General features: G+C 44.9%; 22 protein-coding genes and 1 pseudogene. 5 read left to right on the forward strand and 18 right to left on the reverse strand.

Annotated features, from left to right (window positions below; translation table 11 throughout):
- Nucleotides 1-45 precede the first annotated feature (45 nt).
- Complete coding sequence (locus QP794_RS10490) at nucleotides 46-297, forward strand: winged helix-turn-helix transcriptional regulator (protein ID WP_285076494.1); 252 nt, start codon at nucleotides 46-48, stop codon at nucleotides 295-297.
- On the opposite strand, the gene QP794_RS10495 is transcribed toward QP794_RS10490, so the two are convergent.
- The 4 genes from QP794_RS10495 to QP794_RS10510 form a co-directional block, all read right to left on the reverse strand.
- Entirely contained in the window at nucleotides 289-858 is a 570-nt protein-coding gene (locus QP794_RS10495) for a hypothetical protein (protein WP_285076248.1), read from the reverse strand. The genes QP794_RS10490 and QP794_RS10495 overlap by 9 nt on opposite strands.
- 316 nt (nucleotides 859-1174) lie before the next feature.
- Nucleotides 1175-1720: a GNAT family N-acetyltransferase gene (locus QP794_RS10500; protein WP_285076249.1), complete on the reverse strand. Its 546-nt coding sequence runs from the start codon at nucleotides 1718-1720 to the stop codon at nucleotides 1175-1177.
- Nucleotides 1721-1879: 159 nt separating this feature from the next.
- Nucleotides 1880-2146 carry a CD3324 family protein gene (locus QP794_RS10505; RefSeq protein WP_285076251.1) on the reverse strand — a complete coding sequence of 89 codons (267 nt, stop codon included), beginning with the start codon at nucleotides 2144-2146 and terminating at the stop codon, nucleotides 1880-1882.
- Nucleotides 2147-2409: 263 nt separating this feature from the next.
- Complete coding sequence (locus QP794_RS10510; RefSeq protein WP_285076253.1) at nucleotides 2410-3318, reverse strand: helix-turn-helix transcriptional regulator; 909 nt, start codon at nucleotides 3316-3318, stop codon at nucleotides 2410-2412.
- 74 nt (nucleotides 3319-3392) lie between these two features.
- Between QP794_RS10510 and QP794_RS10515 the strand changes: the two genes are divergently transcribed.
- Nucleotides 3393-3926, forward strand: a complete 534-nt coding sequence (locus tag QP794_RS10515; protein WP_285076255.1) for a dihydrofolate reductase family protein — start codon at nucleotides 3393-3395, stop codon at nucleotides 3924-3926.
- Nucleotides 3927-4011: 85 nt separating this feature from the next.
- On the opposite strand, the gene QP794_RS10520 is transcribed toward QP794_RS10515, so the two are convergent.
- The 6 genes from QP794_RS10520 to QP794_RS10545 all read right to left on the reverse strand — a co-directional run bounded on the left by QP794_RS10520 (nucleotide 4012) and on the right by QP794_RS10545 (nucleotide 11825).
- The gene (locus tag QP794_RS10520) at nucleotides 4012-5175 is read right to left on the reverse strand and encodes an SGNH/GDSL hydrolase family protein (RefSeq protein ID WP_483311890.1); all 1164 of its coding nucleotides are present in this window, start codon (nucleotides 5173-5175) and stop codon (nucleotides 4012-4014) included.
- A gap of 33 nt (nucleotides 5176-5208) precedes the next feature.
- Nucleotides 5209-5691 (reverse strand): SRPBCC family protein, encoded by a 483-nt coding sequence (locus QP794_RS10525; protein ID WP_285076259.1) that lies wholly within the window; start codon nucleotides 5689-5691, stop codon nucleotides 5209-5211.
- A 53-nt stretch (nucleotides 5692-5744) separates the two neighbouring features.
- The gene (locus tag QP794_RS10530; RefSeq protein ID WP_285076261.1) at nucleotides 5745-6113 is read right to left on the reverse strand and encodes a DUF4180 domain-containing protein; all 369 of its coding nucleotides are present in this window, start codon (nucleotides 6111-6113) and stop codon (nucleotides 5745-5747) included.
- 112 nt (nucleotides 6114-6225) lie between these two features.
- Complete coding sequence (locus tag QP794_RS10535) at nucleotides 6226-7425, reverse strand: response regulator (RefSeq protein ID WP_285076263.1); 1200 nt, start codon at nucleotides 7423-7425, stop codon at nucleotides 6226-6228.
- 33 nt (nucleotides 7426-7458) lie between these two features.
- The gene (locus tag QP794_RS10540; RefSeq protein WP_285076265.1) at nucleotides 7459-8763 is read right to left on the reverse strand and encodes an ATP-binding protein; all 1305 of its coding nucleotides are present in this window, start codon (nucleotides 8761-8763) and stop codon (nucleotides 7459-7461) included.
- Between the two features lie 2 nt (nucleotides 8764-8765).
- The gene (locus QP794_RS10545) at nucleotides 8766-11825 is read right to left on the reverse strand and encodes an ATP-binding response regulator (protein ID WP_285076496.1); all 3060 of its coding nucleotides are present in this window, start codon (nucleotides 11823-11825) and stop codon (nucleotides 8766-8768) included.
- Nucleotides 11826-12126: 301 nt separating this feature from the next.
- Between QP794_RS10545 and QP794_RS10550 the strand changes: the two genes are divergently transcribed.
- Nucleotides 12127-12624: a DinB family protein gene (locus QP794_RS10550; protein WP_285076267.1), complete on the forward strand. Its 498-nt coding sequence runs from the start codon at nucleotides 12127-12129 to the stop codon at nucleotides 12622-12624.
- An 80-nt stretch (nucleotides 12625-12704) separates the two neighbouring features.
- On the opposite strand, the gene QP794_RS10555 is transcribed toward QP794_RS10550, so the two are convergent.
- From QP794_RS10555 to QP794_RS10580, 6 genes are all read right to left on the reverse strand, one after another.
- Complete coding sequence (locus tag QP794_RS10555; protein ID WP_285076269.1) at nucleotides 12705-13124, reverse strand: MarR family winged helix-turn-helix transcriptional regulator; 420 nt, start codon at nucleotides 13122-13124, stop codon at nucleotides 12705-12707.
- Between the two features lie 66 nt (nucleotides 13125-13190).
- The gene (locus QP794_RS10560) at nucleotides 13191-13925 is read right to left on the reverse strand and encodes an SDR family NAD(P)-dependent oxidoreductase (protein WP_285076271.1); all 735 of its coding nucleotides are present in this window, start codon (nucleotides 13923-13925) and stop codon (nucleotides 13191-13193) included.
- Between the two features lie 41 nt (nucleotides 13926-13966).
- The gene (locus QP794_RS10565) at nucleotides 13967-14782 is read right to left on the reverse strand and encodes an SDR family NAD(P)-dependent oxidoreductase (protein ID WP_285076273.1); all 816 of its coding nucleotides are present in this window, start codon (nucleotides 14780-14782) and stop codon (nucleotides 13967-13969) included.
- 258 nt (nucleotides 14783-15040) lie between these two features.
- Nucleotides 15041-15520, reverse strand: a complete 480-nt coding sequence (locus QP794_RS10570; protein ID WP_285076275.1) for a hypothetical protein — start codon at nucleotides 15518-15520, stop codon at nucleotides 15041-15043.
- 111 nt (nucleotides 15521-15631) lie between these two features.
- Entirely contained in the window at nucleotides 15632-17257 is a 1626-nt protein-coding gene (locus QP794_RS10575; RefSeq protein WP_285076276.1) for a rhamnogalacturonan lyase B N-terminal domain-containing protein, read from the reverse strand.
- Between the two features lie 426 nt (nucleotides 17258-17683).
- Nucleotides 17684-18037 carry a DoxX family protein gene (locus QP794_RS10580; RefSeq protein ID WP_285076278.1) on the reverse strand — a complete coding sequence of 118 codons (354 nt, stop codon included), beginning with the start codon at nucleotides 18035-18037 and terminating at the stop codon, nucleotides 17684-17686.
- A gap of 142 nt (nucleotides 18038-18179) precedes the next feature.
- Between QP794_RS10580 and QP794_RS10585 the strand changes: the two genes are divergently transcribed.
- Nucleotides 18180-18539 (forward strand): winged helix-turn-helix transcriptional regulator, encoded by a 360-nt coding sequence (locus tag QP794_RS10585; RefSeq protein ID WP_285076279.1) that lies wholly within the window; start codon nucleotides 18180-18182, stop codon nucleotides 18537-18539.
- Between the two features lie 145 nt (nucleotides 18540-18684).
- Here the strand turns inward: QP794_RS10585 and QP794_RS10590 are convergent, their stop codons facing one another.
- Nucleotides 18685-19650, reverse strand: a complete 966-nt coding sequence (locus QP794_RS10590) for an SMI1/KNR4 family protein (protein WP_285076281.1) — start codon at nucleotides 19648-19650, stop codon at nucleotides 18685-18687.
- 131 nt (nucleotides 19651-19781) lie between these two features.
- On the opposite strand from QP794_RS10590, the pseudogene QP794_RS10595 reads away from it, so the two are divergent.
- A pseudogene (locus tag QP794_RS10595) lies at nucleotides 19782-20493 on the forward strand (DUF4386 domain-containing protein).
- 28 nt (nucleotides 20494-20521) lie between these two features.
- Here QP794_RS10595 and QP794_RS10600 read toward each other — a convergent pair.
- Entirely contained in the window at nucleotides 20522-21109 is a 588-nt protein-coding gene (locus tag QP794_RS10600; protein WP_285076282.1) for a Crp/Fnr family transcriptional regulator, read from the reverse strand.
- Nucleotides 21110-21236: the final 127 nt, after the last annotated feature.

Here is a 21236-nt window from a genome sequence, read left to right on the forward strand (position 1 = left end):
TTGGAGGCACGGCCCCTTTTATCTGTCCAAAATTTCTAGTAGGGGCTGGATTGGGTTACACGTTACGGAGAACTCAAGAGACGTGTCCCTGGAATTACGTACAAGGTATTAACCTCCCAACTGAATGATCTGGAACGCGATGATGTTGTGAAGAGAGTGGAATATGACCAGACACCACCGAAGGTCGAGTATTCCTTAACACTAAGAGGCAAGAGTCTGATGCCGATTCTTGAGGAAATATGCAAATGGGGAGTACACAACGTACCAGACTCACAGACTCTAAATGAATTACAATGACTTATTGATGATCTCTAAGAATGCCTTCATATTGTATGTGTCGTCCTGAATGCGCCATTCCCCTTGTTCCTGTAAAAAGGTGATTTCACCTGATAACGGAATGGTTTTCATTTCTTTTCCATCCTCATCTGTAAATATCAAATCAAGTGTGTATTCCACCAGTATCCAATCGCTCTTACTCTCTTTGATCTTGGCCTGTATGTCTTCCGGACGCAATAGAGCCTTTTCTTTGTCTGCAACCAGCAGGGGCAGTGTAATATAACGATTAGCCATGTAAGCCTCATAATTCTTTGTAGTCAGGAACGGCTTCATGGTCTCTCCTTTGGCCAATAGCCCTTCCATAGTCAGAGTATCCTCATAGTCTTTATAATCAACGGTGAGTTCTGTTTCTTTGTATTCCAATGCCATTTCGAGAGCCTGCTGCTCATCTTCCGCGGATGCCTTCTGATTAGTCACGATACTCAGCTGTTCTGAAGCAGGTGGCGTCTCTTGTAAAATTTCTGTCGTTTCGGATGAGGTGCACCCCATGATCAAGACGGATGAGAGAAATAATCCGCTCATAACATAAGCTAACTTGCGCATTGTTGATCAAACCCTTTCGTATCTTTATCACTTTAAATTATCACCTTAATATGGATAAAATGTCCAGCTTATGTGGCACACCAGATTAGAATAAACAGTCAATTACACAAGGCCGGACCATCGAATAATTATCAAAATTACAACTGGACCCTGTTTAAAAACTTGCTGGCTACATCGTATTCCGGATGAATAAAGCTTGGGATTGTTACGGGCTAAGTACACAGAAATGCAAATGCAAAAAAGAAGGCTTCTGGATTACTCCTCTGGCCCCTTTCATATAAATTAATAGAGAACTTTAATAATTTGAAAATCTAAAGATTAACTTTTCGCCATCATAGGTTTGATCCTGCAGCTCCGTATAGTTTCCTTGCGTATAATTCGATACGGTCTTTCGCCAAAAGTGTTGACCTACTTTATTGTTCTCTGAAGGATTCGTGAACAACTCCCATCGTCCCCGATATCTCTGGAATACCTCCTTTGCAGCATACTCTGCAATCCCCACACCTCTGAATGGCTGCATCAGAAAGAATTCGTTTATAAAGAAATCCGTATCTGCCGAACAATGAGGCGGGGTAGCTACAAATACAAAACCTGCTGGTACACCATCTACTCTAATTAAAAATGCATAGAGAACGTTCGGTTTTTCCCACCATATGTTCTGGACATCATATTGATCTTGCAACGTTTTGTAATCATTGCTTTCTTCGAAAATCCCATGGTGATTTGGAATGTGCCCTGCATTTAGACCATAATGTCCGGATAAATCATGAAGGTATAGAGGGTACATGTTTTTGATGATGTATGCCTCATTGTTATGCGTTAATTGTACGTCAATTTTCAATTTGGCTCCCCCTACGGCTGACGTAATGTGTTGTTAGTAACAGTCCTATAAACACATTGTATTGCTCTTCTTCTGCACAATATAGGCAACAAATCATTTAAATCAATCCCTACACAAAAAGCCACATTCGATTTCTCGAATGCGGCTCTAACCGTTTAATCACTTTTTGGAATAGACAATTTTCTTGATACTGTCGATCGATAAACAGAATCGTTCTATAAGCTGGTCAATGGACATCCCCGCAGCGAATAGCTGGCGGATCTCATCGTTCCTTTGCTTCAATAGCATTCTGCTTCCAGAACCCTCGCCCCACTTTTGATGAATTTCTTTAGGTTTGGGGATATACACCAATCCGCCAGGGATATGGCGCTGGATTTCCTTCAACAACTCTTCCGGAAAGATGGTGTCTGCGTTAATATATTTCATATTTGCTCCGCTCCTTAAAAGTTAAAATCTTTAAGGCAGCAGAGTCAACCGATGAACAATTCTTAAACCCACAATACTGGTGTGGCGGAAAAGGATTTCAAGCTCTATGCAAACAACCGCCGTTGTTCATCGCATGGACTCTGCATAGAGCGGATCGCGAAACTTCTTATGAATTGAATCATGGTAGCCCCCCATTCGGTGAATCCTATAATAAGTACTTTCATGATACTCTTATATGTTCCATATGAGAACGCGATATCCTTTTATAATATATTGTACTGCTTCAAACTCCGTTCCAGCATCTCTCTCACTTGTTGTTGCAGCTCCAGCGGCTCGATCACCTTTACTTCAGGCCCATAGGAGAGCAGCTTCCGCGCTGTAAAAGGAAACTCCTCAGGCGGAACCAATCCTCGCCATTCATTACCCTCAACCGACTTGAACAGTACATCTGATCCTGCCAGTCTCGCGCCAAAATCCGTGAATTGCAGCACAACTTCCACGCTTTCTCTGTTTTCCTTGAAATTCAACCACTCTTGCAGGCTTGGAACCGACTCGTCGATTGCATTCAGTATAACCAGTTCCTGCATGCGATCTGCCCGATACAACAGTACCCGATCCTTCCTCTGGGCCGGCATATACCAATATCCGTGATCATAATAGATGCCGATGGGAACAGCCTGTACTTTTTTATGTCCCTGCCGGGAATGATATATAAATTCGATCTCTTTTTTATCTACTGCTGCGCCTAATATCTCTGTTGTTAACGCCTCGGCCTGCACAGCATGATGTTGAAGAAACGTAATGTGCTGTCTCATACGTGTAATCAGATCCTGTACATCCTGAGGTAAAGTTGAATAATATTCCTCGGCCAGATGCTCACGAATCGATCCATACGGAAAATCCGGTACATTCTCCAAATATTCAATCATCATAAAAAGACCCAACGCCTCATGCTGTGTAAGTTGAAGGGGTGGCAATATCCGATTAGGAAGCACTCGGTAACCCCCGTTCACCCCAACCTCTGTATACAAAGGAAATCCAAGTTCCTGCAGATCATTCAGATCACGCTGGATCGTACGGATCGACACCTGAAAACGCTCCGCCAATTCTCGGGCCGTAAACTTCTTTCTCGAATCCATGAGTCGCATCAATGCGAGTTTTCGATTATTCATATTCACCCCACCTAACTACGTCAACATTTGTCATAGTTAGAGTGTATCATATATTTTAGAAGGGAGCGGTTAATATGTCTAACAATAAAGTCGTGTTATATATTGCAATGAGTCTGGATGGGTACATTGCAAGACCGGATGGTTCGGTGGATTGGCTGTTCGATGTGGAAGGCGATGGTGGCGATAACGGGTATGGCAAGTTTTATTCAACGATTGGATCGGTAGTGATGGGACGGCTTACGTATGAAGAGGTGCTCAAGCTGTCGGATGAATTCCCCTATGCGGACCGCCCGACGTATGTACTTTCCCGTTCCAAACAAGCCCCTGCGCCACATGTACAATTTACGGACGAGGCAGTGGAGAACCTGATTCCCCAACTGAAACAAGACTCCAACGGTGATATCTGGATTGTAGGTGGTGGCCAGCTGGTCCAAGCCGTTCTGGAACAACAACTGCTCGATGAGGTTGAGATCGCCATTATTCCGATAATCCTTGGCGAGGGCATTCCCCTATTTCCAATAGGAACGGTACCCTCCCATTTCAAAATGATTCTTACGCAGACGCTGGGGCAGATCGTATCGATCCGCTATCAGGTAGAAGGAAAATAAGAGTAGTTTGGTTTAATCATCTCCTCAGATATACAAGAAGCAAAAAAACAGAGCCAGTCCTTTCTTGTTCAAGAGAGGTCTGGCTCTACTTATTTAAAATATAATTAAATTTTTGAATTTCCTTCAGATATGCCGCTAACACATCAGCAGTCCTTCGATGAGACAACTCACCCGGATGACTTCTGGCGCCTACCGTCTCCTCGGTCGTATTGGGTAGCTGTATAACCGAGACCTTCGTATCTCCAGCCTGTTTCGTATAAACGTCAACAGCATGATAGATCGCTGGCATCATCGGGAATCCAAGCATGCCGTATGCCCATACGAGCTGCGCTTCTGGATTGTTTTTTCGAAGTAGGGTCAGGAATCGGGTCACGGCATTCTCGAAGGCAGCAAGATCCTCTTCATGATAAATGCCATCTTCATTCAAGCGTTGCTTGTATACCTTTCCGGTAACGGGATCTTTCCATTCAGGTGTCTGAAAGGCTCCTCCATCATTGCTTCCCAGGTTAACCACCACTACATCCGGCTGCCAGGAATTAAAATCATGCTTGTCCCCTGCGCCGAGTGCTTTGTTTTGATCTCCAGTCACCAATCCACAGACTTGCTCGTAATAATCAGGGATGTTCGCATTCGGATTGTTATCCCAACTCGTTAGCACACCCCAGCCGCTCTGCGAAATCACACGATATTCTGCATTCAACGCGTCTGCCGTCATGGCCGTATAATTATGTATGGCACTGAACCACATTGGAATCCAATCCTCTTCCGTTTTGGCTCCAATCGCGCCTTCTCCTGAGGTAATACTGTCTCCAATGAACTCGATCTTATAAGGCTTTTGCTCTACAGGCATGAACACTCCGTCCGATCTCAACGCATGAATCTGCAAGGAACAGCCCTGATCTCCATTCATGGCTTGTACATCTTTGACGATACGTACATTTTTCACCACATTTTCGTTCATGCCACGGAATACGCAGACCCAGTACCTCCCCTCCGTTAACATCTGTCTGCTCACCGGAACACCGTTGATCAGGATGCTAATCCATGGTTCGTACATGTCGTAATTGGATTCGATCTCTACCCAAAGCTCTGCACCCTGTACATTAAGCTCAACTGCACTTCCTGTCCAAAACAACGTTAAAGGTGCCCGATTTCCGGTTGTTCTTCCGTGTACTTTGAGATTCTCCACATCAGATAGCGCATAAGTTCGTAACTTGGCATTCGGCTTCACGAACCATTCCTCCCTCATGATCATTCCCCACAGAGGGGCAGTATCCTGTGACTATATTGACTGGAACTCTTCAACATGCTTCTGGTATTTATCGAACCAGGCTTTCCATTCAACTTCACGCGACTCCAGTGTGCGGTCATCCAACAACGCTTCAATTACGTCCAGGCACACATGCCATCCGGCAAGATCTTTGGGGGTATGGCTTGTGATCTTAGTTATCTTCTCGATCAGCAGCAACCGACACCCATCCGATTCCGGTTGTAATTCAAATCGAACCTGATCCTCTGCCCATGTAAATTCGAGAATAGAATGCGGTACAAAGTCCAGAATTTGAAGAGTCAGGAACGTACCATCCGGCATATTAAACCTAATCACTCCGCCTTCCCGCAGTTCCTCCACCTGCAATTCGGTGAACCATTTTGCCAGCTTGTCGTTATCCGTTAAATAAGACCATACCTCTTCTACAGAATGCTTCCAATGACGCTCGAAACGGGCAATGCTTCCAGTTGGGGTTTGCTTCAGATCAGCAATCATATCATGTACCTCCTCCATTACGATAGATGGACTACAGAATGTGAATATGTGGGTTAACCGGTGTTATGCAAGGCCTGAAGCGCTTCCTCTTTGTTGTTCAAAAAGAAAACATGCTTGCCATGGTTGCACTCATAGATGAAGTCTCTGAGACTTTTGCTATTGTATCCATCAAACTCTCCGACTATAGCAAGTTTCACCTGGTAATTCACATATTTCTGCAAAATATCACCTGCAAGTTTGGTCTTCAGTTCGAAAAAATCTTCGTTGAGGTTGGATTTATTAATCAGAATTTTATGAGCGTCATCCGTGTAATTCACAGAAGCCATCAAATCCAGTGCATCTTGAACATCGTTAATGATGATATCGCTGCTTTCGATGATGGCAACCTTGGAGCTGCCCTGTTGATCAATGGTTATATTCATTTAATTTCACCTTTCCCCTCGATAATCCCAATTAATGCACCAAAATAAGCAGCATGATCAGTATATATTTATAACGAATGATATGTTCTGTTCGATATGGGTTCCTAGGCTACTACTTTCCAATGATATGGGCACCGGATTTCCAGCTTTGATACCATTCGTTGATATGTTCACTGACGGGCATATCCAAATCCTGTTGCATTCTGGTAGTTAGAAGACGATACTGTTCTTCCACACCGAGAACCTCATTCATCGAATCATAAAGTTTCATGAGTGTAAAGCAGCTCTCCTCTTCGTTAGGAAGCATGTCCTGAATGCATTCAGTAATCTCGATCGCTTTTCTCTGCATCCCCTGCTGCTCGTAGAATTCAGATAGCTGTCTCATATGATACAACCATAAATAGCGAAGTCTTTCCCGTTCATGTTCGGCCCAGATATATTCATAATTCCCGAGATATGTGCCTTTGTACAGACTTAGCACATGTTCATAAGCGTCAGCCGTATTAGCGTCCACGACCTTCCATTGTCGCATCTCGCTTTCCCATAGCTCGGTATCCACTTGCGCATCCCCGGTTTCAAGCTTGTATCCCGCTTCCAGGTGTCCGCTCTGAATCGTGATCATATCCATATTGTTGGCTTTTAGCGTTTGGCGTACATGATAGATTGCCGTGTACAACTGATGTAACGTCTTGGACTCTTCAAGTTCCGGCCAGAGAAGTTCAAGTAACGTGCTGCGATAAACGATCTGATTGCGATGATGAAGTAAATAGACGAACAATTCCTGTGCTTTGCTGGTACGCCATTTGACAGTCTGTGCGTCCATTCCCGGCAGCTTAAATTGCAGCTGATTAAAACAGCAAATTAACGGCAACTTGGAATCCCGCGTTATATTCGCACGCTTTAATTTCAATTTTTCTTTTACCCGTAATAAGGTTTGATGCAGACGCCCTTGTTGGATCGGCTTCATGATATAATCCAACGCATACAACTCAAACGCACGTACAGCATATTGATCATAACTGGTCACAAAAATAATTTCGACTCCCGGTGCAGCTGCCTGAATCTGCCGACCCAGATCCAACCCATCGATTTCCGGCATATGAATATCCAGAAATACAACATCAGGCCGATGAATAAGTACACCTGTCATCACCTCTGTTGGGTCCGAATATGTAGCAACAACTTCAATTTCGTTTACTTCACGCTCTAACGATTTTCTAAGCCCAATCAGTGCCAATCGTTCATCGTCAACCAATATGACTTTCACAGGAGCTTCCTCCTCGACCCAGCTGTCATCAAATTTAATCATCATTATAGCACAGCAGTATACTTAAAAACCCATGGCCTACATGTGAGTTTGACCATGGGCATCCTTAATTAAATTCGCTTTGGGAATGGATACGACAAATGCGGAGCCCTTATCGCCTTGCGGAGCCGGTTCCACACTGATTCGTCCTTCCAGGGACTGAACGATATCACGTACATGGGACAGGCCGATTCCGGTCGCTGCAATGCCCACTTCATTGAATTTGGTCGTATACCCTGGCTCGAAGATCACGTCTCGCTTCGCCTCTGGTACACCTTTTCCAGAATCGATGACTTCAAAATGCACATTTCCATCCTGCTGTAAAACTCGAATCCGGATCGTTCCTTCGTTCTCAATGGCTTCCACGGCATTAGCAATCAGATTGTTCATCACCGTCAAGAGAGGAATGTAGTAAGGGGAGTCGCAATCATATTGCTGCTCCATGTGGAACTCAATTTTTTTGCTCAGCATTTCGCTATATTTCCGGTTTCCTTTGGTCGCAAAATTCAGTACCTCGGCAAGACTCATATTCACTGATTTTTCGCTATCATACAATTTCAACAGACCTGCCAGGATACGTTGGGAATCCTTTTTGACCTCATGAATCTGCTGAGCAATGCCGAGCGTCCGCTGACTATATTGGTTCAAGTCCTGCTCTCTGAGATCCTGATACAGGTCGTAGCTGTCTACGGCTATGCCTTCAATCGTATTCATGGCTTTCTTCAGATAAAAGACTTCACCGTACAGACCTGAGTTAACGCTCAGCATCTGCTCCATCCGCTTCTCCTGCTCAGCATGCAGCAATCGCATCTGCCTCACCGCAAAACTGTTATACAACCCGATGATAAAGTAGCTTCGTAAACCACCGACCACCAGCAGATAAAGCCATTCTTTCATATAAAAGATATTTGTCCCACTCAACACACCGCGAATGAACAGCTCCACAAGATTAGATGAAAAATCAATGCACGTAATTAATCCACCCAGCAGAAGAGGCGGTATCTCATGGAATCTGTTCTTGAACTTGCTGAGGCCATAGGTGAACACGACATAATATATTCCTGCGCCCAGACTATCCTGCATGCTTTCGATGATTGAGATCGAATGGACATGATTCAGTAAATCAGCCGATTGAAATATCAAGTTCGCAATCCCCGCCAAAATCCCAGTCTTCACATAAGACAGATGTGGCATAATCATCAGCAAAAATAAAAGGATACTTACACCCAGACCAATCCGGAAGTAATCCTCCCGAAAAGGATTTATTTTAAAAAGCGCTCCTACAGCTGTAGCAAGAGCAACAGCAAACATTTGCACATTTTCGTTTCGAACCCAATTGCGCATGCTCATAATCCACCTACCATCGGAATATCAAACGAAACTATCGTCCCTTCACCCAGCTTGCTCACAATCACTAATCCCTTGCCGCCGTACAATTGGGTTAACCTGCGATGGGTATTGGCAATACCGATTCCACCAGTTCCATTCAGCCTGGCATCTTGCAACCGGGCAACCTTATCCGGCGCCATACCTATGCCATTATCCCTTACTTCAATACGGGTATACCCTTCTTGTTGAGCAATAGTCAGATACACCGTACCGCCTTTTTTCTTATTTAACAGTCCGTGTCTAACGGCATTTTCGATCAATGGCTGAATAGACAGCGGAGGTAGGGTCAATTGCAGATTCGGCTCCACATTCCATTCAATCGTCAACCGATCTTCAAAGCGTGTCTGTTCAATAAACAGGTAAGCTTGTACCAGTTCCAACTCGTGGGACAACTTCACCAATTCACCGGTATTCAGATAATTGAAGCTGATTCGCAAATAGGATGAGAAGGCTTCGCCCAACTTCCTCATATGTTCGGTATCGATATCACTTAATACCATTAGGGAGTTGAGTGTATTGAACAGAAAATGAGGCTGGATTTGAGCTTGTAAATACGCAGCTTCCATGCGTAATCGTTCCTTAATGGAATGATTTAATGTGATCAGTGCCCGGATTCGATATTTTAATTCAAGTGCATCTACAGGCTTCGTTACATAATCATTGGCCCCGGAAGCAAAGCCCGTATAAATATCGGGCTGCTGGCTCCGTGCGGTCAACAGTAACACAGGTAATTCTGACATTGAAAATAGTTCCCTGACCTTCTGTGTTAACTCATACCCTGACATTTGTGGCATCATCACATCCGCGATAAGCAGATCCCATTGTCGTGTTCCAAGCAGCTCCATAGCCTCCTGTCCCGAGTGGGCAGTAACAATGGTATAGGCTTCGGTGGATAGCATACTTGCGAGGACATCCAAATTAACTGGATCATCATCAACCACAAGAATGGAAGCTGTAGTCTCATGTGAAGGCGGCAGATGCTCCAACCCGGTGGCCACTTCCATCTGTTCATCGGAAGCACGAATGCCCCATTGATCCATGGTGCCGTGATTCGTATTCGCTGCTTCTTCCTCTGTCCGAACAAACTGTGGATGTGAGACACTAACCCCCTGTGCTATTGGCACATCAAAGCTGAACTCGGAACCCTTCCCGGGCTGAGACTTAACGGTCAGTACTCCACCATGTAGTTCCACAAGCTGCTTGCAGATGCTCAATCCAAGACCAATTCCCTGTCCATCATTGATTCCATAAGCCCCTTGCTCGTAAGGAAGGAATATCCGTAGACAGGTGGACTCATCCATGCCAATCCCTGTATCTGCAATGTGTATAAACGCACGTCCCTCATGGATTTCCGCACGTACGGAAACGGTTCCTGCCTCTGTATACTTCATCGCATTATGCAGCAGATTATATAAAATTTGAACAAGTCTCTTCTCATCTGCCCAAATGAAAGGAAAGGACTCCGGCACCTCCATCCTGAGACTGACGGGTTTTCGATCCACCATGAATTGCAGCATTGAAATAACTCCAGGTACAACAGACTGAATGGAAAGTGGCTCCTGCTTGAGCACAATGTGCTGTTCCTTCAAACGGACCACATCAAGCAGGTCTCCCAGCAGATTAGACATCCGCCGGCTGATGGTAATCAATAATTCCATATCCTTCAGACTACGCTGATCGAGTCGATCCTTCTGTTGGGTGACCAGATTTTGCGCAATACTCATTATGCCATGCAGTGGCGTTTGAAGCTCATGTGAAGTATTGGCAAGAAACTGGTCTTTAATTTTGTCTGCCTTCTTCAACTCTGTATACAAATCAATTATTTCCCTGGCATTCCGGAAATACTTCTTGAACCAGTAAGAAGAGAAACCAATAATCGCCAGAACAAGATCAATCGGATAATATACAGTACTGCGACTTTGATTGCTCTCTAGAGCACTCCATAAAACGTTGGACAGAATGCCTGCAGCAGTAAGCAGCAGAAATATAAGGTCATGGTCCTTCTGACTTCGGATCATCATCTGAATCACGAGATACCCAAACCACACAATGGATGCCAGCATAAGTGCATTAATAAGATTGTAGTGAATGAGGGTATAGACTGTCGTGACAGGCAAAACGGCCAAGGTAACACTATAGATGATCGTTATAATCAAATAAAAGCGGAGCCATGTTTTATGCAGATTGACCGCCGATAACCTTTGGAATAATAAGAGAATGCACACATTTTGCCACAATACAGAAATCACTCTTATTTTAATACTCCAGGTAAAATTAATGGGAAGCCAATGCAGCAGTATATTATCATGACCAACTATAATCGTGATGGCTACTGTCAGGGTTAGCATCGCAGCAACAAAAAGAGCCTTTTCCTGGGGATGTAATGCATACAGAATAGCAGCGTAAACCGTATGAAAAATGAGAATAATAAAAATAGCCAGCTGGAAGGCGACAGAATGTCCATGTACGAATTCCACGGCAGCTTGAGAACCAAAACGCACAGGTTTAACGACTCCACCTTTGTAGGGGTGATCATAGTTGGCGACACGAATGACCAAATCCATTGACGTAGCTCCAGCCTGCTCATAGGTGGAAATGTATGAGGTTCTATCTGGCGTGTAGTCTTCCTCATTCGTCGCCACCCGTCCTGCCCCACCAATCGTGTCTCCGTTAAGTTCAATCTCGGATGAACTCTGAATACCCTTAAACCAGAACTCTAGAGGTGTCTGAAGCGGCTCAGTCAAAATACGAAGTCGATACGTCCCATATCCGAATGAACTTCCTTCCTCTTGATGGAGGGAATCTCGCCATGAACCAGGAACAACGATAGTACTCGCTTGTTCCTCTCTTTCCTTAATGTCCCTGAGTGTCAGCAGCTCTCCGGGATAGAAATCCCATTCTCCATTGGCGAACATCGCGGGAGAGTTATCCAGGTCCGCTCCGCGCAGGTCGAGAACGCCTTGCACAGCCATATGGTCATTGGAAACGTAAAAAATGACAGACCAGGCCCATCGCATTGTCAATAAGACACCCAAAAAAATAATAAGGATGGCCATGTGTTTGTAACGTGAGCTGGGTTTATGTTGTAAAGAGTTATGTAAAGATTGCATATGTATTTTTTCTGACTCTCCGCTTGCTTGAGTCTCTCTCCATTCTGGCAGAAAAAAGCCTATACTGCCTATACTGCTTCTACACACCAAAGATCATAATCCCTCTCTCTATATAACAGCATTATATCATAGGGATTCTTATGGTTCTGAAGTCATTTTACTGTCATCGACTGCTTTTAACAGGTATACAAAGAGAGGATGATTCCGCATGTCGGAGGCCAACCAATTATTCGGACAAGCCCTGGTGAAATCACTAGTGGGAGAACGCGGACATATTCGTATCAAACGCGCTCTACCGGACATTAGCGTAGAATTAGCTAATCGCAAACATGAACATATGCCCTACAGTATCTATCAACTGGTGAAACATATGCATTACTGGCAGCAATTCATGCTGGAGCACTTGGAAGGAAGAAAGCCACAACTTCCGGCTAGTGTGATGGAGAGCTGGCCTGAAGAGACAGGCCCTCAGGATGAAGCCGCATGGGAGAAGGATATTCAGGCATTCCTGAATGGGGTGGATCGAGCGGTAACGATTGCCGAAACGGTTCAGCTGGATGACCCCCTGCCGTATTTCCCAGGCGAAACCAAAGCCGGACTTCTGCGCAACATCGCATCTCATAACTCGTACCATCTGGGCGAGATTGTGCTGCTGCGTCGCTTCTACGGTGCATGGCCGCCACCAGGAGGCGGATTCCCTGCCTAATGAACGGAATTTTTCCTGAATAGTTTATGTTATCACACAAAAATAGCCTGGTTCCTTTATGTCAAAGGTCAGGCTATTATTCAATCTTCCCGATTCATCTTCTCAAAAATATTTACTAATTGTGCCCGATCCTCTTTGGTCAATTTCTCGAATAACTCCTTGCGCAGCTTCTGTCCCTCCAGGATGGCTCTTTCAAGGACTTCGGTCCCTTTGTCGGTAATGTTCAAATAGATAATACGGCGGTCCGCTTCATCTACGATCCTGACGGCTAATTTCTTGGCTACCAGCTTATCGGCTAAATAGCTGAGCGTAGGCGGGGTCAGGCCCAACAGTTTTGCAATATCCGAAGGTCGGCTTTTTCCATTTTGATTAAGATGACTGAGTACAAGCACATGAGAAACGCCGAGGTCTTCATTGAACGATTTGTTCCACTGTATAATCAATTTATTGGTGAAATTATCCATATTGTGTATGAGTTCAAAAATATTTTTCTCTTCCATGTGATCCTCCTCGTAAAAATAAACAACAGCCCTCATTCAACTTAAGGGCTGTCATCATTCTACACGCTATTGGGCTGAGTATCCACCATCGATAACCAGCTCAGATCCTGTAATGTACGAGGAATCATCCGAAGCCAGGAACAATGCGGCGTTGGCAATATCGATAGCCTGACCCAGACGTTGTAAAGGCGTTGCCTGAATTAGTCGTTCAAGCAGTTCCTTTGACGTGTTCAAGGATTGAGTCATTGGTGTTTCGATGATCCCAGGGAACAAAGCATTCACCCGAACACCTTGACGACCAAAGGTTGTTGCCGCCGCTTTGGATAATGCGCGTACTGCGCCTTTGGATGCCGAGTAGTGGTTAAAGCCTTGTCCAATCAAAGCGGTGTAGGAAGAAATATTGACGATAGAACCTTTCTTCTGCGCTGCCATATAAGGAGCGACGTGTTTCATGCCAGCAAATGGACCAAAACCATTGATGGAGAGCATTTTTTGCCAATCCTGTGCATCGATTTCCTCAAACGGCTTCTCTGAAGAAATGCCCGCATTGTTGACCAGAATATCGATTTTGCCAAAACGGTCGTTGACTTCTTTGGCCAGTGCCTGCCAATCTTCATCTGATGAGACGTTCAACTTCATTCCGTACACATTTGCTTTTTGGCTTGCTTTCTCCAGTGCTTCCTCATTAATGTCTGCGGCAATAACGATGGCGCCTTCCTTGGCAAAAAGGTCAACCATGCCCTCTCCAATGCCCGATGCCCCGCCAGTGATGATGGCTACTTTATGATCTAATCTTCCCATATGAAACACTCCTAACTATATTTTATTTGGACGAATTCAATTTAGTTGTTCAGCGTATTGTGCATGTTCATAAACTGCTCAAAATCCGGAACGGTTGGATTGGCAATATAATGGCCGCCTTCAACCTGAATGGTCTGTCCGGTAATGAACTTGGACTCATCCGAAGCGAGGAACATGACGGTGTATCCAACATCATCGGGCTCCCCGTGATAGGGCAGCGCGTTATATTTTGCGAACATATCCAATACCTCTGGAGGCATATTATTCTGGGCTGCCGGGGTCAAGATCAAGCCAGGTGCGACAGCATTGCAACGAATGTTATGTTTGCCGTATTGAGTGGCAATATACCTTGTCAGATTCACAACGCCTGCCTTTGAAGCACCATAGGCAACCCGAACTGCATCTCCCGTAAAACCAGCCATCGAAGCTGTATTAATGATGGAGCCTTCACCCGCTTGAATCATATGAGGGATAGCGAATCTGCAACCGAGTAGCACACTTTTTAAATTGACGTTCATCAGCCGATCCCACTCATCCAGATCTACGTTGACGACGTCCAAATCCTTCTTCAGATTGGTCAGGCCAACGTTGTTGAACAGGCATGTGAGTTTACCATATTGTTGAACCGCAAATTCCACAGCTTCCTTAATCGAAGCTTCATCTCCGGCATCAAGAAAAACGGCCACAGCATCTCCGCCTTGAGCCTGAATATTCGCTGCTGCTTCCTTTGCCCCATCAACATTGAAATCAGCAATAACGACTTTTGCTCCTTCTTTCGCCATCAATTGGGCTGCGGACAATCCTATTCCAGAAGCGCCTCCAGTAACAAGGGCTACTTTGTCTTTCATTCTTAACATAATCTCAAGCTCCTTTCGTAAAGAAACCGAAAATATATAACTTATCTATTATTTAGATGACTAAATATTAGATGTCTAAATAATAACAGAGGAATGGTCTTTCTGCAACGCATCCGGCCCTGTATCCTTATTTTGGATGTCTGTGGCGACGTAAATGAAGTGTTTAAAAAAATACAGCCCTCATGGATCTGAGGACTGTATAGAATCAATTCTCTTAATCAGTATTTGTTCCATGTTTCCTGAGAAATTTTGATAATGTCACTTTTCATTCTCCATCCCAGAGTCGGGATAAGGCTTGCCCACAATGTCATCCCGTGTCTGAACGTACCACTGAGCATATGTCGCTTTACCAGAATCGGATTCGGATTTCTCTGGCTTACAAGTAAACTGGTAAGCAGATATATCCTTTCCGCGCAAGGTTATAGTCACGGCAAGCTCTGGATCTCCCCAGCTTGGATATTTCCTACGGTACTGTGCATCAATAATTTCACTTTGAAAAGAAGGGCTAGTCATAAATGCTGCGGTTTGAGTGAAAAGTCGATGAATCTCTTCTTCATCCGGTTCTGTCTTGACCGTATAAGCGACTTCGACCCGAGGTGTGGAATAACGAATCTCGGTCTTGTGAATAGCAGGAAAATCTTGCTCGATATCCTGCCGAAAAGATTTGACTTCTTCTGAAGAGACTTTGGTGTAAGAAGTACATGCCGTCAAGAAAAGAACCAGAGCCAGAATATTCACTACGTGCAATATTCCTGAACAATGTTTGATGCCAAACATATAATCACCGGCTTTATTTGAAATATATGAATCGTACGAAGATAAACCTCCCTCAGCACTCCTATTAAAAAATTAATTCAACAATTCAACACAGTCATATACCCACCCTGCACTTAACCAATTGCCTAAATCGCTAGAGCCGCTGATTGGCGTAATAGTCACTGTGTTGGACCCATTAACGAAATAGGAGGCCGGGATATTCCAGGAAAAGGTAGTATTGTTGCCCCGATAGGTGCCAATCGTAAAGCTGCGAGAGTTCGGTTGTGAAGAGGCGGCAGGATTCGTTAGCGTTTGACCATTTATCGTTACGCTAGGTCTGCCATTGTTGTACGCTGCCGTAATACCGATGTTAAGGACATGCGAAGATGCCGCTTGGGAAGAGTTGAGGCTAAAGGTAACGGTTGTGGGTGAGTTTTGTCCCCTGAACTGAATCGCCGGGAACTTGTTGGTTGCACTTCCGGTCGCATAACTGACAGGGCCCCAGCTTGGATTACGGCTATCGGAAGGATGACGGATCGGAATCGTCTGGCCGTTCAGAAATTCCGACGGTGTACCATCCCAGTTCCCAATGCGCCAGATACTTGATGCTTTACTTGGGTCATTGTTTATTGTACGCGTATTCAGCGTTGTCGTTGATCCTCCAGTGACGTTCACACTTTCGGTATAGACCGCCAGTTCCCCCTTATACACCGTCATGGTATATGTACCAGGGATCATGCTGTATTTGGCAGCCGCTCCGCTCGAAGACGCATTCACCCAATATTGGGCGTTGCTGTTGGCAAAACCGACCGTATACGCATAGTCCGTATCCATGCCAGAGAGCCCGTTAAGCACGACATTACCTCGACTGGATACCCAGCCCGTCAGGTTCAGACCCGACATCCAGCTAAAATCAGGTACACTTGGCGTCACGCCGGTGGTGAAAATCAAGGCATACGGTCCATGCAGGCCCATACGCCAATTTTCGGTCTGGGCATGTCCTGAATTCATGTAATTGTAAACCTCCGTATCTCCACCGCTCTGGAACTGGATATCACGGAAGAACGGACCTCCCGAACTTTTCTCCCGGTCTCCATAGGCCATAAACACACCCACACCGCTGCCCGTAACACCTCGAATGGTCAAATTCTTAGCCTGGTCATTACCGTAATACTTCGAAGTGGTCTGCCCGTTGGCGTAACCAAAAACATCCTGGCTCTCGATTGCACCGGTGTTATTCCGATTGTTTGAATTAGCTGGAACTCCCGTCAATACGCTGCCATTCCCCCGGAAAATATAGCGCAGTTCGCCCACAGACGGTTCTGCTGTGACATACGTCGCCATATAGATAATGTTCTCACCGCCCCGTGATGCGTAATAGTGGGTAAGTGTGCTGGTTGAGACGGTGATCAATACCGTTGATCCTGAAGGAGATGTGTTCCAGGTGACATTGGCAGAGCCCAGACCAGAGCCGATATGGGACCCCTTGCTTGAACCATTCAGCTCCGTTCCGTTCATTTTGGCAGATATAATATCACCATTGGTTTTATTCACCGTGTATACCAGCCCTGCTCCCGTGTTCACTTCAATCCTCGACCCGTTATCCGTAACATTGATGGTGGCTGCGTGTCCGGTGGATGTTGGATATAATACCGCTGCTGCCATCATCACCAGTATTAGAAACGAACTAAAACCCTTCTTCACCAATCGTCTGTTCACGAGCTAATCCCTCCCTGGAATAGTTTTTAACGTTTTCGTAATGGGCCAAAATCAGATTCTAATATTGAATTCTATAAACAATCGTTAGTAAAGCGCTTACATTTTAATGTATGACAAACGAGCTTATGTCTCATCTCGGTACTCTTGTGTGTGTAGCATATCTGTCCGCGTCCATTTTAATCCATATTGTCGTCCTCTTATGCCATCACCTCCGTAACTTAATGCTCTGTAATTCAACTGGTAATATCATTAAAATAATACCATTATATTACATGCTGTTGCAATGAAAATAGCTCTCCTCCTACCCTAATCTCTCTATATTTTTTGTAGCATATTCAGATGAAAAATAGCGACCGATCTCCGTAATCCTACCGGAAATCAATCGCCTCTACTCCTTCTCATAAATTTCTTTCTTTTGACTTGTAACTAAAAACTGCCTATCGCTACGATTACAGCCAATGCAAGAAAGACGATATTCACACCAATTTGCTTATACTCCTTACGGGCTATGTGGAATATAGCTCCTAACAGCACAACGATGGCAAGACCAATGGCCGCCAGTGACGTTAATCCAGGGGCAATATTCGTTGCTTGAGGTACAATAAGTCCAATGACCCCAACCAGTTCCACAATTCCGATAATAAACACCAACCCTCTCGGAACTTCGTTTGCCCACGGCCACGATTTTTTTGCCTTTTCATACTGGAACGCCTTCATCCATCCCGAGAAAATAAATCCTACTCCCAATATGCCTTGAACAATCCATAACGCCATATTCATAACCGGCAAGCCCCTCTTCTTGTATATGATCAACACCTAGGCATATAATATTTTATGGGGTACCTATTTAGAAGTAGGCACTTAAACTAAACATAGTATACAAAAAGAAACCTTAGATAAATAAAGGATTGGAGGCCTTCGTATGAGTACTTATTGCAAGTTTGAAACGGCGTTGGATATCCTTGTTGGAAAATGGAAACCGGTGATTTTACTTCGGCTTTTCGCCAATGGCACCATGAGATTTAGTGAACTCCAAAGGGCAATCCCTGAAATCACCAAGAAAATGCTCACCCAACAATTACGGGAATTGGAGTATCACGACATCATTCATCGCGAAATCTATCAGCAGATTCCGCCCAAAGTCGAGTACTCCATCACGGAATATGGTCAACGAATGACGCCTTTATTACAGGCCATGAATGATTGGGGCGTGAGCCACATCGCTCATTTGAACGAGCTTTACGGGGAAGAATCAACGCGGGAGCTGCCTGAACGCACCTAAACAGAACATACGATGATCTCACCATCAACATTACGTGCATCTTTTACCACATGGACATGGGAGATACTCAACTAAAAAAGCTGCACCCTTTGTTACGGGATGCAGCTTCTTCAATATTGTATATAACAGGAAGCTACAACCCTCTTTACAGTGAACCCTCAAGGTTTGCAGGTTGTTTTTCCTCATTCACCAGACCACGAATAAAGGTTTCAACATTGGGAGCGAGCCAAGTGATCTTGTAGCCTTCTGCTTTATTTACATGAACAACCTCAGGTTCGCCAGCATTACCGGATTCACGATAATCCAGCATCACCACCTCAGACTCGGACGGGCACTCACTCAGGACGACACCGATTTCCGGGTAACCACCCTGCTCGATCATCACCCGGCTGCCTGCTTCTCCACCCAATGAATGTGCCTTCTCACGTCCAACACCCAGGATATTTGAAATTTCAATGTAGATCTTCCCATCATTCCCGGCCTGGCTAACCGGAAAATAACGATAGTAGGGAACACCACCATTATGTAGTTTCATCATGTTTATATAGAATGTCGGCAGCTTGAATACCAGCTGCTCCTCCACGGCTTCAATCTGCTCATCGGTAGGCGGGGACAACACATATTGATCGACGTTTGCGTGACTGTCATTCCAAAAGCTGGTCGAATCGGGATGGATACCAGGTGCAGCTTCGATGTTGATTTCAGTCACAGAGTGGAGTGTTTCCACAGACTCCTCTTCCAATTCCTTTGCTGGCTCCTCAGTTGTTTTATTCCGAATCCATTCAAGGAACTCCTGTGTATCCTCATCTCCCGGCTCCAATCGGTCCGCTGCTTCGAAAGCTTCACGCGCATTCTCATATTGCTCCAAATAATAATACGCCAGACCAATACGGTAATGCCAAAGCGGGTCATTTTGCCCCTCTTCTTCAACCGACAGGAATTGCTCCACTGCCTCCTGGTAACGCTCCATATTATTCAGCGCTCTGCCCAGATGGTTGACCAGAATATAGTCCCGCTCCTCCTCCGGAACCTGTGTAATCGCATCCACAATCTCTTCGTATTCATCCTGTTCATGCCAGGCCTCTAGCCGTTCCAAGAGTTCATCGTTCATTGATCTTACCTCCCTCTCTTATTCGTTGTAGAAATTATAGCATTTTGCTTGCCTTGATTTAAATCAATGCCGATCATGCAACTCCTGATTAAAATAAACATCAACCATACTACACAGGAGGCTATCTTACTATGTCTACATCCATACAAGAACATTCTTACGAACGGAAAGCTGCTGTAACTGTAGGAATAACGCTGATCATCATGGCCCTGGCTGCATTTTTTTCCTATAGTTATATCCATGGCAAACTTGTCGTACCCGGCGATGCCAGCACTACATTCAACTATATCACAGCATCATATGGCTTGTTCAAGGCCGAGATTTTGGGATGGATCATCATCCTGATTAGCGACGTTGTTGTCTCGTGGGCGCTGTATATTTTCCTGAAGCCTGTTCATAAAAACCTCTCGCTGCTTGGAGCTTGCCTGCGTCTTATCTACTCATCGCTGCTGGGCATCGCCATCCTGAACTTGCTCATGGTAATGCTGCTCTCAGGACATTCGAAACCCTCATTTCCAATGGAACAGACGCAAGCGTTAATGATGCTCTGTCTGGAAGCATTCGAACGAATCTGGTCGGTGGGCCTGGTTATTTGGTGCGCATCTGCTGATCGTGGGCTATGTGGCTTTAAAATCAAACTGCATTCCCAAAGCGATCAGCATCTTGGTGCTGCTCGCTGGTATAGGCTATATTATCATTCACCTAAGCAAAACGTTTCTTTCTCAATATGATGCGCTGATTACAGTGCTTCAAGTGGTATTTGCTATACCCATGGTCGCAGGCGAACTGGGCGTAGGCATTTGGATGCTCATTAAAGGAGGAAAGCCATCCCACAGTGCATGATGCCCTTGTTTATTCATGAAACACTTCTTTACCCATCATCACGGCTATGAACACGCTTCTTTATTCTGCTTAATGACTCTGGGGTGATTCCCAGATAACTGGCTAATTGATGTTGGGGTACACGATCGACGAGATGGGGTCGTTTTCGCAATAACGATTGATATCGCTCTTCCGGTGAAGACCCGATAAATGATGTCCATTCATCCTGAACCTGACCCAAGTTCTCCTCTACCATTTTGCGTATCATCGTTTCCAGTGGGGGATATTGGAGAATCATGTCGTCCTCCACTTGAAAGTCACCAACCACCAATACACAGTCCTCCAGGCAGGTTAAAGTATAAGCCGATGGCTTATTGTGCTGATGACGATTGAAAATAGAGACCGCTTGTTCCTCGGTATAGAAATTGGAGGTGACTTCTTTTCCCGTTTCATCTATCGAGTATTGCCGTACGCATCCCTTTAGCACAAAGTAGCATTTGGCGGGAACCTCCCCTTGTCTAAGGAGTACGGTTCCTTTTTTATAATCCTTCACGAGGATATCTTCAACAATAGCCCGCTGTTCCTGCTCGTTAAGAGATGTGAACTGACCCATGTATTTGAACAGTATGTTTTTCATTTTTACCCCTTTCATCAGGCACGGTTCAACGGTTTAATCCAGTCTCTTTTATCCAGGCTAACCTTACAACGATTAACTTCATTTACTCTCAAAATAGCTCTTTTTGCACACCTTGGCAAGATTGTTC

Origin of the sequence: Paenibacillus sp. UMB7766-LJ446 (genome assembly GCF_030226665.1) — a bacterium.
Classification (GTDB): Bacteria; Bacillota; Bacilli; order Paenibacillales; family Paenibacillaceae; genus Paenibacillus; species Paenibacillus vandeheii.

Excerpts from the sequence above, each read along its gene's own strand:
- QP794_RS10495 (WP_285076248.1), bottom strand. The coding sequence starts at position 858 with ATGAGCGGATTATTTCTCTCATCCGTCTTGATCATGGGGTGCACCTCA.
- QP794_RS10505 (WP_285076251.1), bottom strand. The coding sequence starts at position 2,146 with ATGAAATATATTAACGCAGACACCATCTTTCCGGAAGAGTTGTTGAAG.
- QP794_RS10510 (WP_285076253.1), bottom strand. The coding sequence starts at position 3,318 with ATGAATAATCGAAAACTCGCATTGATGCGACTCATGGATTCGAGAAAG.
- QP794_RS10515 (WP_285076255.1), top strand. The coding sequence starts at position 3,393 with ATGTCTAACAATAAAGTCGTGTTATATATTGCAATGAGTCTGGATGGG.
- QP794_RS10520 (WP_483311890.1), bottom strand. The coding sequence starts at position 5,175 with ATGAGGGAGGAATGGTTCGTGAAGCCGAATGCCAAGTTACGAACTTAT.
- QP794_RS10525 (WP_285076259.1), bottom strand. The coding sequence starts at position 5,691 with ATGATTGCTGATCTGAAGCAAACCCCAACTGGAAGCATTGCCCGTTTC.
- QP794_RS10530 (WP_285076261.1), bottom strand. The coding sequence starts at position 6,113 with ATGAATATAACCATTGATCAACAGGGCAGCTCCAAGGTTGCCATCATC.
- QP794_RS10535 (WP_285076263.1), bottom strand. The coding sequence starts at position 7,425 with ATGATGATTAAATTTGATGACAGCTGGGTCGAGGAGGAAGCTCCTGTG.
- QP794_RS10540 (WP_285076265.1), bottom strand. The coding sequence starts at position 8,763 with ATGCGCAATTGGGTTCGAAACGAAAATGTGCAAATGTTTGCTGTTGCT.
- QP794_RS10545 (WP_285076496.1), bottom strand. The coding sequence starts at position 11,825 with ATGCGATGGGCCTGGTCTGTCATTTTTTACGTTTCCAATGACCATATG.
- QP794_RS10550 (WP_285076267.1), top strand. The coding sequence starts at position 12,127 with ATGTCGGAGGCCAACCAATTATTCGGACAAGCCCTGGTGAAATCACTA.
- QP794_RS10555 (WP_285076269.1), bottom strand. The coding sequence starts at position 13,124 with ATGGAAGAGAAAAATATTTTTGAACTCATACACAATATGGATAATTTC.
- QP794_RS10560 (WP_285076271.1), bottom strand. The coding sequence starts at position 13,925 with ATGGGAAGATTAGATCATAAAGTAGCCATCATCACTGGCGGGGCATCG.
- QP794_RS10565 (WP_285076273.1), bottom strand. The coding sequence starts at position 14,782 with ATGTTAAGAATGAAAGACAAAGTAGCCCTTGTTACTGGAGGCGCTTCT.
- QP794_RS10580 (WP_285076278.1), bottom strand. The coding sequence starts at position 18,037 with ATGAATATGGCGTTATGGATTGTTCAAGGCATATTGGGAGTAGGATTT.
- QP794_RS10585 (WP_285076279.1), top strand. The coding sequence starts at position 18,180 with ATGAGTACTTATTGCAAGTTTGAAACGGCGTTGGATATCCTTGTTGGA.
- QP794_RS10590 (WP_285076281.1), bottom strand. The coding sequence starts at position 19,650 with ATGAACGATGAACTCTTGGAACGGCTAGAGGCCTGGCATGAACAGGAT.
- QP794_RS10600 (WP_285076282.1), bottom strand. The coding sequence starts at position 21,109 with ATGAAAAACATACTGTTCAAATACATGGGTCAGTTCACATCTCTTAAC.